Annotated in this window: 12 protein-coding genes; 11 read left to right on the plus strand and 1 reads right to left on the minus strand. The window is 63.7% G+C overall.

Features of this window, described 5'->3' with window-relative positions; translation table 11 throughout:
- Positions 1-27: 27 nt before the first annotated feature.
- Positions 28-1650 carry a DUF2957 domain-containing protein gene (locus tag BX591_RS12210; RefSeq protein WP_111931628.1) on the minus strand — a complete coding sequence of 541 codons (1623 nt, stop codon included), beginning with the start codon at positions 1648-1650 and terminating at the stop codon, positions 28-30.
- A gap of 650 nt (positions 1651-2300) precedes the next feature.
- Here BX591_RS12210 and BX591_RS12220 point away from each other — a divergent pair.
- From BX591_RS12220 to BX591_RS12270, 11 genes are all read left to right on the plus strand, one after another.
- Positions 2301-2723: a MarR family winged helix-turn-helix transcriptional regulator gene (locus tag BX591_RS12220; RefSeq protein ID WP_111931632.1), complete on the plus strand. Its 423-nt coding sequence runs from the start codon at positions 2301-2303 to the stop codon at positions 2721-2723.
- Positions 2724-2812: 89 nt separating this feature from the next.
- Positions 2813-3235 carry a MarR family winged helix-turn-helix transcriptional regulator gene (locus BX591_RS12225; RefSeq protein ID WP_111931634.1) on the plus strand — a complete coding sequence of 141 codons (423 nt, stop codon included), beginning with the start codon at positions 2813-2815 and terminating at the stop codon, positions 3233-3235.
- Between the two features lie 86 nt (positions 3236-3321).
- Positions 3322-4431 (plus strand): HlyD family secretion protein, encoded by a 1110-nt coding sequence (locus BX591_RS12230; RefSeq protein WP_176343122.1) that lies wholly within the window; start codon positions 3322-3324, stop codon positions 4429-4431.
- A 10-nt stretch (positions 4432-4441) separates the two neighbouring features.
- The gene (locus tag BX591_RS12235; protein ID WP_111931638.1) at positions 4442-6013 is read left to right on the plus strand and encodes a DHA2 family efflux MFS transporter permease subunit; all 1572 of its coding nucleotides are present in this window, start codon (positions 4442-4444) and stop codon (positions 6011-6013) included.
- A gap of 10 nt (positions 6014-6023) precedes the next feature.
- Positions 6024-7457: an efflux transporter outer membrane subunit gene (locus BX591_RS12240; RefSeq protein WP_111931640.1), complete on the plus strand. Its 1434-nt coding sequence runs from the start codon at positions 6024-6026 to the stop codon at positions 7455-7457.
- Between the two features lie 55 nt (positions 7458-7512).
- Entirely contained in the window at positions 7513-8700 is a 1188-nt protein-coding gene (locus tag BX591_RS12245; protein ID WP_111931642.1) for a thiolase family protein, read from the plus strand.
- Between the two features lie 229 nt (positions 8701-8929).
- Positions 8930-10207 (plus strand): NupC/NupG family nucleoside CNT transporter, encoded by a 1278-nt coding sequence (locus BX591_RS12250; protein WP_111931644.1) that lies wholly within the window; start codon positions 8930-8932, stop codon positions 10205-10207.
- 15 nt (positions 10208-10222) lie between these two features.
- Positions 10223-10612, plus strand: a complete 390-nt coding sequence (locus BX591_RS12255; RefSeq protein ID WP_111931646.1) for a cytidine deaminase — start codon at positions 10223-10225, stop codon at positions 10610-10612.
- Entirely contained in the window at positions 10609-11574 is a 966-nt protein-coding gene (locus tag BX591_RS12260; protein ID WP_111931648.1) for a nucleoside hydrolase, read from the plus strand. The genes BX591_RS12255 and BX591_RS12260 overlap by 4 nt, the downstream gene beginning before the upstream one ends.
- Positions 11575-11783: 209 nt before the next feature.
- A complete protein-coding gene (gene panE, locus BX591_RS12265) occupies positions 11784-12719 on the plus strand; it encodes a 2-dehydropantoate 2-reductase (RefSeq protein WP_111931650.1) in 936 nt (311 codons plus the stop codon).
- 94 nt (positions 12720-12813) lie between these two features.
- Positions 12814-13113 (plus strand): hypothetical protein, encoded by a 300-nt coding sequence (locus BX591_RS12270; protein ID WP_111931652.1) that lies wholly within the window; start codon positions 12814-12816, stop codon positions 13111-13113.
- Positions 13114-13119 lie beyond the last annotated feature (6 nt).

Below are 13119 nucleotides of genomic sequence, written 5' to 3' on the forward strand. Positions count from 1 at the left end.
CGTTTTCACGTTCCGCTCACCGCACGCTTATTCCACGAATGCGCCGATCGACAGGAACGGATTCACCTTGCCGATGTTGTTCGCCGGATCATTCGTGGTGAAGATCGGGTTGATCCCGTTCATCAGCAGACCGTACACCGGCCCAACCTGAACCATCACGCCGGTGTCTCCCGCGTTGTAGAGCGCGGTGCTGCCGGACATTAACGGCTTGGTCGCGGTCACGTTGACGATACCCGGCTGCGTTTGCGTGAAATCGAGCGAGAAGTTGCTCGACGCCGTCGACGTGAACGGATTCAACAACGCCGCCGACGGACTCTGGAACAAGGTCGCGCCGTAATTCACGCCAGGGTTGAACGACGCGCTGCCGTCGGTGCAGGTGCCCGACGCGGTATAAACCGGCTGTCCGTTGACGTAGATCGGGTTCGGACTTTGACCGATGGTGGTCACGAGGCCGCACGCCGACGCGCTATTCGCGCCGATATAGCCGCCCTTCAGCGCCGTTTGAGCAATCTTCGTGGCGGGCGCCAGCAGCGAGATGCCGAGCTGATCGTCGAGCGCGTTGTTCAGAATCCCGGTCACGGAGTTGTCCGTGTGGGCATAGCCGACGCGAATCATCACCGGCACGAGCTGATTGTTCACCTTGCCGACGATCATGATGCCGTGCGCCAGGCTCGGCGCGAACAGCAGTTGCAGCACGCCTACGCCGGCCGCCGGATAAGCCAGGCCGTTGGCGCGGCTGACGAAAACGTTGTCGGGCGAGCCATCGGCATTGGTACGCAACGTCCATGGCGTGCCCGTCAGGACGCACGAGTTCGGCGATGAATCGGGCGTACAGGTGCCGTCCGCGTTGAGCGTCTCGCTGGCCTGAACGGCCTGCGGCGCCCAGCCGGTCGTCGTCAGGCCGTCCGTGCCTTGGGCCGGATTGCCCTCGGGGCTCATGCGGAAGCCGATTTCGTTATAGACGCCCGCCACCTGGGTGAAGTCGGTGACGGTCTGGCTGAAACCGAGGAACGGATACGAGTCGAAGGTGCGCTGCGGCACCACGCCGATCGGAAAACCGAGCGATGTGACGCCGGAAAACTGGATCGTCGCGCCCGGAATCCCGCCGCCGATAATGCCCTCGCCGACGAACAGCATCGGCGGGTCCTGCGGATTGATGGTGACGCTGTAGGTGCCGTCGGCGGTCGTGCCGTTCTTCAGCACGATCGCGCAGCGGTTCTGTTCGGCGGTCGGCAACGCGAACGAGCCGCTCGGATTGTCGTAGTCGCCGGTGATCGTCAGGCCCGCGCGCGTGACGTTGACCTGGCCGACTGATGTTGGCACGGCGGACTCGATGAAGGTCATCTGATACTTCTTCGTCGCCGAATTGAATTGCATCTTGATGTACTCGCCGCTGCCCGAGCCGCCTGTATAGGTGGTCGAATAGTCGAGGGCAGCGGGGCACAACTGGGCCGCCACGACCGGCGTGCCGGGCGGCTGCCCTTGCGGCCCGCACGACGCGCCCGAACATTGCGGCACGGCGACGGCCCCCGGCGCGTCCGCCTTGCCGGAACCGCCGCAAGCGGCCAGCAGCACGGACAGCGCGAATGCGCCAGTCAGTGCGCCGGTCAGGGTTGCAGCAGATGAGCCTGCCCACAGTTTGAACGCCATTGTTTTGTCTCCTCGTCAATCGTCGTTTCGTTATTAATGCGCGCGATTAATTGAGTCGCGCGGATGCCGCTGGGTTTTTATCCGTGCGTGAACCGAAATGCCATGCTCCGCGATGTCCACGTTGCGCTCGCTAAAATCGCCACGCATGCGCGGCAAGATAGCCGCGCCAAATCGAAAGCATCGAAGCAGAGTTATTCGCAATCCGCGCAGGCCATGCTGAATGACGCGGAAGGCCCGCGAGACGGACGAATCCCGATCATGCAGCGCAGAGCCTCATATGCCAGGTAAAACAGGCTGGCTTCAGTGCGACGCAAACGTATTTAATGCCGGATATCGACGCGGTGCATGCAAACCGCATAGCGGGAAACGCACTGACTGGGTGGAATGGCATTAATGTCTCCGTGGCCTCTTATTAGATTTAATTGGTTGCGGCTGAACATTAAGCCGCTGCTACGGACTTGTATATAGTGGCGTTAATCCAAACCCGTAAGATTCGCCGTCGCGCCGTGCGGTGGGGCCTTGCGGCGGCAATTCAAACAGACGTATGTATGGAGGTTTTGCTTATCGATGCGGTTTGCCGACACCCATCGCCACTGCCCGAAACAAAATTCATCTTGACTCTGTGCGTATGCACACCTACACTCCTCGACATGAACCGCCCTCTCTCTTACGACGAATGCAACTGCTTCGCGCTGCGCCAGGCGGCGCGGCACGTCACGCAAATCTACGAGCGCCATTTGGGCGGCGTAGGGTTGACGGCCGCGCAATTCACGATCCTGGCCAAGCTCGCACGCAAGCCGAATCTGCCCATCGCGGATCTGGCGGATGCCATGGTGATGGAACGCACCACGCTGGTTCGCGCCATGAAACCGTTGCAGCGCGACGGCCTGGTGGTGGCGGAGTCGGCGGAGCACGACGGCCGCACGTTTCTGTTCAGTCTCACGGCACAGGGCGAAACCACGTTCGACCAGGCATCGGTGGCGTGGCGCGCGGCGCAGGACGAGTTTGAAGAGCGCTTCGGGCATGCGCGCGCCAGAGCGCTGCGCACCGAGCTGTTCAGCATCACCGGCTAACGTAACCCAATAGGCCGTATGAACTCGTTCCGGCGGGTTCATTGCGTCCACTAATGTGCATACGCACTCACGATTCAGGAAGCGCAACGATGGAAGGCCTCTTCGACGACGACTGCTTTGCGATCCGCCAGGCCGCGCGTTACGTCTCGCAGCTTTACGACCGGCATCTGGCGAACGTGGGGTTGACCATTACGCAGTTTTCGCTGATGGGTCGGTTAAAACGCGTCGGCCCAATGTCGATGAAGCAACTGGCCGAGGCCATGCGGATGCAACGCACCACGCTGGTTCGCACGATCCAGCCGCTGCGCCGCAACGGCCTGATATCGAGCGACGTGCTCGGCGCTGACGTCCGGGCGTTGTCGATTGCGCTCACGCCCGCCGGCGAAGAACGTCTGCAAGCCGGTCGCGAGCACTGGTACGCGGCGCAAGCCGAGTTCGAACACCGTTTCGGCGAAGAACGGGCCGCCGCATTGCGCGGCGAGTTGTTCGCCATCACGCAGGATCCGCTTTGAAGTTGGACGGGCAGTACCGCAAGGTCGGCGCAACGCACAGCGCCGTTTTTTTTAACTCAAGGAGTGCATACGCACATATCGACATCATGTCCACAACCCCTTCCACTATCGCGCCGCCCAGCGCGGCTCAATCCGCCAAACCGGTGCGGCGTATTCCCTGGATGCTGCTCGCGGTGATCACGGTGCTGGTGGTGCTCGCGTTGGCGGCGTCGTACTGGTTTTTCATCGGCCGCTTTGTCGAGACGACCGACGATGCTTACGTGGGCGGCGATGTCACCGTGATGGCGCCGAAAGTGAACGGCTTCGTCACGGAGGTGCTGGTGCGCGACAATCAGTTCGTGCACGCGGACCAGGTGCTGATCCGGCTCGATGCACGCGATTACGACGCCCGCCTCGCGCAGGCCAGCGCGGAAGTGCAGAGCGCCCAGGCCGCGGTGACCGAGTTGCAGGCGAAGAAATCCCTGCAGCTCGCCACCATCAACGAGCAGGCGGCCGAGGTGCGCGCCTCCGGCGCCGAACTGACGCGTAGCGCGGCCGACCAGACGCGTTATCGCGAACTGGTGAAGGACGACGCCGTGTCGAGCCAGGTGGTCGAGCGCGCGGACGCCGATCTGACCAAGGCGCATGCCGCCGTCGATCGCAGCGGCGCGGCGCTGATCGCGGCGCAGCGCCAGATCGCCGTGCTCGACGCGCAGATCGGCGACGCCGAAGCGCGCATCGCCACGGCGCAAGCGGCACAGCGCGTCGCGGCGCTGAACGTGGAGTACACGACGATTCGCTCGCCGATCGATGGTTATATCGGCAATCGCACCGCGCGGGTGGGTCTGCTGGCGAACACCGGCGGATCGCTGCTGACCGTGGTCCCCGCGAGCGGCCTGTGGATCGACGCCAATTTCAAGGAAGACCAGTTGAAGAAGATGCAGGTCGGCGACAGCGTCGACGTGAATCTCGACGCGTCGAGCCGGCAGATTCACGGCGTGGTGGAAAGTCTCGCGCCCGCCACCGGCGCGACCTTCAGCGTGCTGCCCGCCGAAAACGCCACCGGCAACTTCACGAAGATCGTGCAGCGTGTGCCCGTGCGTGTGCGTCTCGAGGTGCCGAAAGACATGCAAGGCGTGCTGCGCCCCGGCCTCTCGGCCACGGTGAAGGTTCACGTCGACACCGGCAACACCGGCACCACGCCGGCGCGCGGCTGAGAGACCGATCATGACCCAAGTCCTCGCCAACCCAGCCGATCTGCCGACGCGCACCAAAGTCCTCGCGTTCACGCTGATGTGCATCGGCTTTTTCATGGCGACGCTCGATATCCAGATCGTGGCGTCGTCCCTCAAGGATATCGGCGGCGGTTTGTCCGCGAGCCAGGATGAACTCTCCTGGGTGCAGACCTCGTATCTGATCGCCGAGATTCTGGTGATTCCGATGTCCGGCTGGCTCACGCGGGTGTTCTCCACGCGCTGGGTGTTCGCCTTTTCCGCGCTCGGCTTCACGATCACCAGCATGCTGTGCGGCCTCGCCTGGGACATCAACTCGATGATCCTGTTCCGCGGTTTGCAGGGCGCGCTCGGCGCCGCGATGATCCCGACCGTGTTCACCACCGCGTTCGTGCTGTTCCCCGGCAAGCAGCGGTTGATTGCGTCCACCACCATTAGCGCGCTCGCCACGCTCGCGCCGACCGTGGGCCCGGTGATCGGCGGCTGGATCACCTCGCAATGGTCGTGGCACTGGCTGTTCTATCTGAACCTCGTGCCCGGCGTTCTCGTCACGGTGATGGTGCCGAAGTACGTGCACTTCGACAACGTCGATCTGTCGTTGCTGAAGAAGGGCGATTACCTCGGCATTCTGTTGATGTCCGGTTTTCTCGGCTGCCTCGAATACGTGCTGGAAGAAGGCCCGCGCAAGAACTGGTTCGGTGACGACGTGATCGTGTTTTGCGCGTGGATCTCGGCGATCTGCGGCTTCCTGTTCGTCGTGCATGCGTTCACCGCGAAGGAGCCGATTGTCGATCTGCGCGCGTTGGCGGTCCGCAACTTCGGCATCGGCAGTCTGCTGTCGTTCATAACCGGGATCGGGATTTTCTGCGCGGTGTTTCTGACGCCGGTGTTCCTCTCGCGTGTGCGCGGTTTCGACTCGTTGCAGATCGGCGTGGCCTTGCTGTCGGTCGGCTGTTTTCAATTGCTCGCCATGGTCGCGTATTCGATCCTCGCCCGCATTGTCGACATGCGAATCCTGCTGGTCGTGGGGCTCGTGCTGTTCGGCGTCGGCTGTTATCTGTACATGCCGCTGACCAATCAATGGGGCTGGCAGGAACTGCTGATTCCGCAGGCGTTGCGCGGCATCGGCCAGCAGTTCTGTATTCCGCCCATCGTGACGATGGCGCTGGGTTCGTTGCCGATGTCGAGGCTGCGTTCCGCAAGCGGCCTGTTCAACCTGATGCGCAATCTCGGCGGCGCGATCGGCATTGCCGTGAGCAGCACGATGCTCAACGACCGCTTGAACCTGCACTACGAGCGTCTCGACGAACATCTGAACGCCGGTCGCCCGGTGCTCGAATCGCTCCTGCAGCAGCAGACCGCGCATTTCGCGGCGGTTGGCGGCGACGCGTTGAACGCAGCCAACGCGGGGCTCGGCGCCTTGCATGGACTGCTGATGCGCGAAGCGCTGGTGCTCACTTTCTCCGACACGTTTTTCGCGTTGTCGCTGTGTTTCCTGGTCGGTTTGTTGAGCGTGCTGTTCTCGCGCCCGTTCGGCAACACCGCGCCGCCGCCCGACGCTCATTGAGGAATTCAACATGAAACCGATCGTACTCAAAGTTCTCGCGAGCGCCGCGTTGTCGACGCTCGCGGCCTGCGCGGTTCCACCGGCAGAACACGCGGATCTGCCACAGACGGTCAGGACCGTGGCGCCGGCCGCATGGAACGTCGACGCGCCGCAGGACAGCGTCAGCGCCGACACGTGGTGGGCGCAATTCGGCGACCCGGTGATGCATCAACTGGTCGAGTCGGTGTTGACCGGCAATCTCGACGTGCAGGCCGCGGTGGAACGCGTCAAGCAGGCACAGGATCTGGCGACGCAGGATCGCGCGGCGCTGCTGCCCGAGTTGAACGCGAACGCCGGTGCATCCGACTCACGCCAGAACACGCCGCCGCCGCTCGGCTACGTGCGCCAGGCCGGTTTCGGCCTGGCGGCAAGCTGGACGCCGGACGTGTTCGGCGGCGAACGGCTGGCGGTGCTGGCGGCGCAGGCGCAGGTGTCGGGCCGCGAGGCGTCGTTGAATCAGGTGCGGCTCGCGCTCGCGGCCAACACGGCGGCCGCGTATATCGATCTGCGCTGGGCGCAATCGCAATTGCAGATTCTCAGCGACAACGAACAGATTCGTGCGCGTGCGCTGAAGCTCACGCAGGAGCGCTTGCATTTCGGACTCTCGACGCAGCTCGACGTCGCGCGTGCGCAGAATCAACTGCAGGATCTGCAGGCGCAGATTCCGCGCATTCAGTCGGCGGTGCAGCATCAATTGAGTCTGATCGCGGTGTATTCGGGGCGCACGCCGGAGAGTGTGGACGGTTTGCTGCTCGCCAATGCTCGTGAGATTCCGTTGCCCGCGCAAAGCGTGCCGCAGATGTTGCCGTCGCAAGCATTGCTGAAGCGGCCCGATGTCCGCACCGCGTATGCGACGGTCGAACAGCGCGCGGCGGAAGTGGGCGTGTCGAGAGCGCAGCGCTATCCGCAGTTCAGACTGAATCTCGCCGACGGCTTGCTGGCCTCGTCGTATCTCGGCCTGCCGACGCTGACCGACAACCTGTTCAGCGCGGCGTTGAACGCCACCAGTCCGATCTTCAACGCGGGCCGCATTACCGCGAATATCGACGCGAGCGAGAGCCGCATGCGCGAATCGCAACTCGCTTTGCAGCAGACCATGCTGCAGGCGCTGAAGGAAATCGAGGACAACCGCAGCGATCTGGTGAACGGCTCGGTGCAGGTGCAACGACTTGGCGGCGCGCTCGATGCGTCGGGCCACGCGTTGAAGCTGTCGACGGAGTTGTACAAGAACGGCGCGTCGAGTTTCCTCGACGTGCTGGACGCGCAGGAAGCGTATCTGCGCGACGACGAATCGTTGAATCAGGCCAAACGCGAGCATGCGCTCGCGGCGGTCGCGTTGTACCGGTCGCTGGGTGGCGGCTGGGATTTGCCGGGCACCGTGACGGCGGTATCGGCGAATAACTGACACACGGCCACGGCCTGTGAATCATTGGCGAACCTGACCCAACTGGAGAGAAGCAATGACAAACCCGCGAGAAGTCGTGATCTGCAATCCGGTAAGAACACCGATCGGCGCTTTCGGCGGATCGCTGAAGGATGTGCCCGCAACCGAACTCGGCGCGCTGGCCGTGCGCGAGACGCTACGCCGCAGCGGTCTCGACGCGGCGGCGTTGGCGTCGGTCGTGATGGGCAATGTGATTCAGGCGGGCAACAGGATGAACCCGGCGCGCCAGGCGTCGATTGGCGGCGGCGTGCCGGTGGCCGTGCCTGCGCTGACGGTGAATCGCGTGTGCGGATCGGGCGCGCAGGCGATCGTGTCGGCGGCGCAGGAAATCTGGCTCGGTTTCGGCGATGCCGCCGTGGCGGGGGGCATGGAAAACATGGACCGCGCGCCCTATCTGCTCGACAGCGGCCGTTGGGGCAGCCGCATGGGCAACGCGCAGGTTCACGACAGCCTGTTGCGCGACGGCCTGAACGACGCGTTTTCCGGCGAGCATTCTGGCTGGCATACCGAAGACCTCGTCGCGCAGTTCGACATGACGCGTGAAAGCCAGGACCGTTGGGCCGCACGCTCGCAACAGCGATTCGCCGAGGCGCAGGAGAACGGCGACTTCGACGCCGAACTGATCGCCGTACAAGTGCCGGGTCGCAAAGGCCCGCAACCCTTCACACGCGACGAACAACCGCGCCCCGACAGCACGCTGGAGACGCTGGCTAAACTGCGGCCCGCCTTCCGCCCCGACGGCACGATCACCGCGGGCAACGCGCCGGGTCTGAACAGCGGCGCGGCTGCGATGCTGGTGGCCGAGCGCGGTTTCGCCGAAGCGCGCGGGATCGCACCGGCCGCGCGTCTGGTGGCGTTCGGCGTGGCGGCGGTCGAGCCGGGCCTGTTCGGGCTCGGTCCCGTGCCTGCGGTACAGATGGCCCTCGCGCGCGCCGGTTGGCAACTGCATGAGGTCGAGCGCTTTGAGATCAACGAAGCATTCGCGGCCGTGCCGATCGCGGTCGCGCGCCGTCTCGGCATCGCGGATGAGCTGATCAACGTGCAGGGCGGCGCGATCGCGCACGGTCATCCGATCGGCGCGACCGGCGCGGTGCTGACCACCCGACTGATCCATTCGATGCGACGCGATGGTCTGAAGCGCGGAATCGTGACGCTGTGTATCGGCGGCGGGCAGGGCATCGCGTTGGCGCTGGAAATGCTCTGAGCGGTGGGTTAGTAAAAGCTGTAGCACCTGAATATCGCTGAAGCGCGTGAACGTCGATCGCACGCTCACGCGCCGCAGCAAACCCATGCACCCCCAACAAAAAAATGCGCCACGCATGCACTCCACGCTCAAACCCTCAGCACACGAACGCCACCCCTAACCGAATCTTTTTCCTCCAGCGTCAGTTTCGTTTAGCATCTGTGCCACTTTCACAAGAACGTCACGAGACATGGCCCTGATCGTCCGAAACCTCCTCGGTATTGCCGTCCTGTTGTTGATCGCCTATATCTTCTCTGCCAACCGGCGCGCCATTCGCTTACGTACCGTGGTCGCCGCATTGCTCACGCAAATCGGTATCGGCGCTTTCATTCTGTTCGTGCCGTTCGGCAAATCGATCCTCGACGCGGCCGCAACCGGTGTCAACCACGTGCTGGCCTACGGTAACGCGGGCATCGAGTTTCTGTTCGGCGGCCTCGTACAGCCCAGGATGTTTCAGGTGTTCGGCGACGGCGGCTTCGTGTTCGCCGTGCGCGTGCTGCCGGCCATTATCTTCGTCACCGCGTTGATCTCCGTGCTGTATTACCTCGGCGTGATGCGCTGGATCGTGATCGTGCTGGGCACGGTGTTCCAGAAACTGCTGGGCGTGTCGAAACTCGAATCGTTTTCTGCCGTCACCACGATCTTTCTCGGCCAAAGCGAAATGCCCGCTGTCGTCAAACCGTTCGCGCGCGACATGACCGGTGCCGAACTGTTCGCGGTGATGTCGAGCGGCATGGCGGCCGTGGCGGGCTCGGTGCTGGCGGGATATGCGGGGCTCGGCGTGCGGGTCGATTATCTGCTGGCCGCATCGTTCATGGCGGTGCCCGGCGGCCTGCTGTTCGCGAAGATCATTTGCCCGAGCACCGAGCCGAGCCGCGTGCAATTGCAGCATCTCAACTTCGACGAAAAGCGGCCCACCAATGTGATCGAAGCCGTGAGTTCGGGCGCCACCGTGGGCCTGAAAATCGCGGTGATGGTCGGCGCCATGCTGATCGCGTTCGTCAGTCTGATCGCGTTGCTAAACGGTATCGTGGGTGGTATAGGCGGCTGGTTCGGCCATCCGGACCTGTCCATGCAATCGGTGCTCGGCATGGTGTTCGCGCCGCTTGCGTACCTGATCGGCGTGCCGTGGAGCGAGGCGACGATCGCCGGCAACTTCCTCGGCCAGAAGGTGATTCTCAACGAGTTCGTCGCTTACGCGTCGCTGTCGCCGTATCTGAAAGACGCCGCCAGCGTGAGCGCGGCTGGCCTGCAGGCGCTCGATCCGCGTACCATTGCAATCCTGTCGTTTGCGTTGTGCGGCTTCGCGAACTTTTCGTCGATCGCGGTGCTGACGGGCGGCTTTAGCGCCGTCGCGCCGGAACGCCGCGCCGAAGTCGCGCGCTACGGCTTGCGTGTCGTGCTGGCCGGGACGCTCTCGAACCTGATGAGCGCCACCATTGCAGGCATGTTCATTACGCTGCATTGAATCGAGGATCGCTGTATGAAGATGGAACAACTGCTGGAACGCGCGGGCGTCGCGCGAGAAAAGGCCTATGCGCCGTATTCGAAATTCAAGGTCGGCGCGGCGCTGCTGACCAAAGACGGCCAGGTATTCGACGGCTGCAATGTCGAGAACGCGTCGTACGGTTTGTGCAATTGCGCGGAACGCACGGCGTTTTTCAGCGCGATTGCCGCGGGTTATCAGCGCGACCAGTTCGCCGCGCTTGCCGTGATCGGCGACACCGAAGGCCCGATCGCGCCGTGCGGCGCATGCCGCCAGGTGATCATCGAACTCGGTGGGCCGGAGTTGCCGATCCGTCTCGGCAATCTGCATGGCGCGACCCGCGACACCACCGCGCGCGAACAACTGCCGGACGCGTTTTACCTATGAGCCAGCACAAGATCATTTACGACACCGACCCCGGTGTGGACGACGCGATGGCGCTGGTGTTTCAGGCGCGGCATCCGGCGATCGAACTGCTCGGTCTGACGAGCGTGTTCGGCAACGCGACGATTCAGACGACCACGCGCAACGCGCGTTTCCTTGCCGGTCGTTTCGCGCCTGGCGTGCCGGTCGCGCAGGGCGCGGCCGCACCGCTCAAACGCATCGCGCCGGACCCGCTGGCATGGATTCACGGCGACAACGGCCTCGGCAATATCGCGCTCGACATGAGCGGCGCCGCCACGCTCGACGAGCGTCCCGCACATCGGTTCATCATCGACGCGGTGCGTGCGCATCCCGGTGAGGTCACGCTGGTCGCGGTGGGTCCGCTCACGAATCTCGCGCTGGCGCTCGCCGACGATCCGCAATTCGCCACGCTCGTCAAACAGGTGGTGATCATGGGCGGCGCGTTCGGCACGGACGGCGTGCTCGGCAACGTCACGCCCGCGGCGGAAGCCAACATTCTGGGCGATCCGGATGCGGCCGACAGGGTGTTCGGCGCGCAGTGGCCAGTGGCGATCGTCGGTCTCGACGTTACGCAGCGCACCATCATGAGCCACGACTATCTGGCGTCGCTGCGCGAGCGCGGCGGCGCGGCGGGACAATTCGTGTGGGACGTGTCGCGGCACTACGAGGCGTTTCACGAAGAGAGCGCGCAACTCAAGGGCATTTACGTGCATGACTCGTCGGCGGTGGCTTATGTGCTGGCGCCGCATCTCTATTCGACGCGCCGCGGTCCGGTGCGCGTGTTGACCGAAGGTATCGCGGTCGGTCAGACGATCCAGAAGCCCGCGACGATGCCGGTGCCCGCGCCGGCCTGGGATAGCCGCCCGGCGTGCGAGGTGTGCGTCGACGTGGACGTCGACGGCATGCTGGCGCTCTACGAGAAGACGATTCTCGGCACGCTCTGAGCGTGACGTTGCGATTGGCCGGACCCACCGATTGATCTGACCAGAACAATCGGTGCTTCGCAGCACGCCGCCCCGGCAATCGTGGCGGATGCCGACGGTCAATCTTTGCTACATTCTCCCCACGCACTGCGTCAGCGGCTCTTAGGTGTCTCAGGTCTATCACCCAAAAGCCCAACGCCGCGCGACCGAAATCTATCAAGAGGCCAAAGATGCGAATTCTAGTAGTAGGGGCGGGCGCGGTGGGCGGTTACTTCGGCGGGCGTCTCGCCGCGGCGGGCCAGGACGTGACGTTCCTCGTTCGTGCGGGCCGCGCGGAAAAGCTTCAACGCGACGGGCTCGTGATCCGCAGCGCGCGCGGCGATCTCACGCTGCCGGACGTCAACACGATTCTCGCCGGTGTGAGCGCCGAGCCGTTCGATCTGGTGCTGCTCAGTTGCAAGGCCTACAGCCTCGACGACGCGATCGACTCGTTCGCACCGTTCGTCGGCGAATCGACGCTGATTCTGCCGATGCTCAACGGCATGCGCCATATCGACGTGCTGACCGAGAAGTTCGGCGCGCAGCGCGTATTGGGCGGCCAATGCGTGATCGCCGCGACGTTGAACGCCGAGCAGCACATCGTGCATCTGAACGAAATGCACGCCATCACATTCGGCGAACTGGCGGGCGGCAAGTCGGAGCGCGTCCAGGCAATCGCGGACGCCATGGCCGGCGCGAATTTCGACCTCACGGTCAGCGACAATATTCTGCTGCGCATGTGGGAGAAATGGGTGTTCCTAGCCACATTGGCGGCCAGTACGTGCTTGATGCGGGGTTCCGTCGGCGATATTCTGGCTGCGCCGGACGGCAAACGCGTGATCGAGAATCTGCTCGGCGAGTGCCGGGCGGTGGCCGAGAGCAAAGGCTTCACGATGGGCCCGGACTTCGACGCCCGCGCTACGCAGACGCTGTTCACGCCGTCGCCGCTCACCGCGTCGATGCTGCGCGACGTGGAAAACCACTCGCATACCGAGGCGGATCATATTCTCGGCGACCTGATTTCGCGCGGCGGCGATGCGCAGAAGGGCGAACATGGCCTGTCGTTGCTGCGAATCGCCTATAGTCATCTGAAGACGTATGAAGCGAGGCAGGCCCGCACGTCCTGACGGATCGCACCAGCTGGCAGGAACCGGGGGCAGGCAAGGCACGCTGTAACAGCCAACGAACAGCCAACCAATAGCCAACGATCGGAGGTGAAGCATGCCGAGTCCAACCGGATCGGTGGCCGCGCTCAGTAGCGCGTCGGCCACGATCTTTTCGATCGGCATTGTCTTTCTCGGCTACTGGGGCATGTACGAGCCCACCAAGTGGCGCGTTGGCGACGTGATGGTCGTCGTGATCGCGCTGATCGGTTTCGGCTGCCTCGGGCTCGTGCCGTGGCTGGCAACGAACCCGGCCCAATCGGAAACCAGCGACACCCACATGCGGATCGCCCGGCATCTGTTTCTTGCCGGCGTCGGCTCGATCTGGCTGGCCGTGGCGGTGTCGCTGATTTTCTGACTGGGC

It is taken from the genome of Paraburkholderia bryophila (assembly GCF_003269035.1).
GTDB classification, from domain to species: domain Bacteria; phylum Pseudomonadota; class Gammaproteobacteria; order Burkholderiales; family Burkholderiaceae; genus Paraburkholderia; species Paraburkholderia bryophila.

Bases quoted from the DNA above. Each gene is read 5' to 3' on its own strand.
- BX591_RS12250 (WP_111931644.1), top strand. From the start codon at position 8,930: ATGGCCCTGATCGTCCGAAACCTCCTCGGTATTGCCGTCCTGTTGTTG.
- BX591_RS12260 (WP_111931648.1), top strand. From the start codon at position 10,609: ATGAGCCAGCACAAGATCATTTACGACACCGACCCCGGTGTGGACGAC.
- BX591_RS12255 (WP_111931646.1), top strand. From the start codon at position 10,223: ATGAAGATGGAACAACTGCTGGAACGCGCGGGCGTCGCGCGAGAAAAG.
- BX591_RS12270 (WP_111931652.1), top strand. From the start codon at position 12,814: ATGCCGAGTCCAACCGGATCGGTGGCCGCGCTCAGTAGCGCGTCGGCC.
- BX591_RS12230 (WP_176343122.1), top strand. From the start codon at position 3,322: ATGTCCACAACCCCTTCCACTATCGCGCCGCCCAGCGCGGCTCAATCC.
- BX591_RS12235 (WP_111931638.1), top strand. From the start codon at position 4,442: ATGACCCAAGTCCTCGCCAACCCAGCCGATCTGCCGACGCGCACCAAA.
- BX591_RS12240 (WP_111931640.1), top strand. From the start codon at position 6,024: ATGAAACCGATCGTACTCAAAGTTCTCGCGAGCGCCGCGTTGTCGACG.
- panE (WP_111931650.1), top strand. From the start codon at position 11,784: ATGCGAATTCTAGTAGTAGGGGCGGGCGCGGTGGGCGGTTACTTCGGC.
- BX591_RS12220 (WP_111931632.1), top strand. From the start codon at position 2,301: ATGAACCGCCCTCTCTCTTACGACGAATGCAACTGCTTCGCGCTGCGC.
- BX591_RS12225 (WP_111931634.1), top strand. From the start codon at position 2,813: ATGGAAGGCCTCTTCGACGACGACTGCTTTGCGATCCGCCAGGCCGCG.
- BX591_RS12245 (WP_111931642.1), top strand. From the start codon at position 7,513: ATGACAAACCCGCGAGAAGTCGTGATCTGCAATCCGGTAAGAACACCG.
- BX591_RS12210 (WP_111931628.1), bottom strand. From the start codon at position 1,650: ATGGCGTTCAAACTGTGGGCAGGCTCATCTGCTGCAACCCTGACCGGC.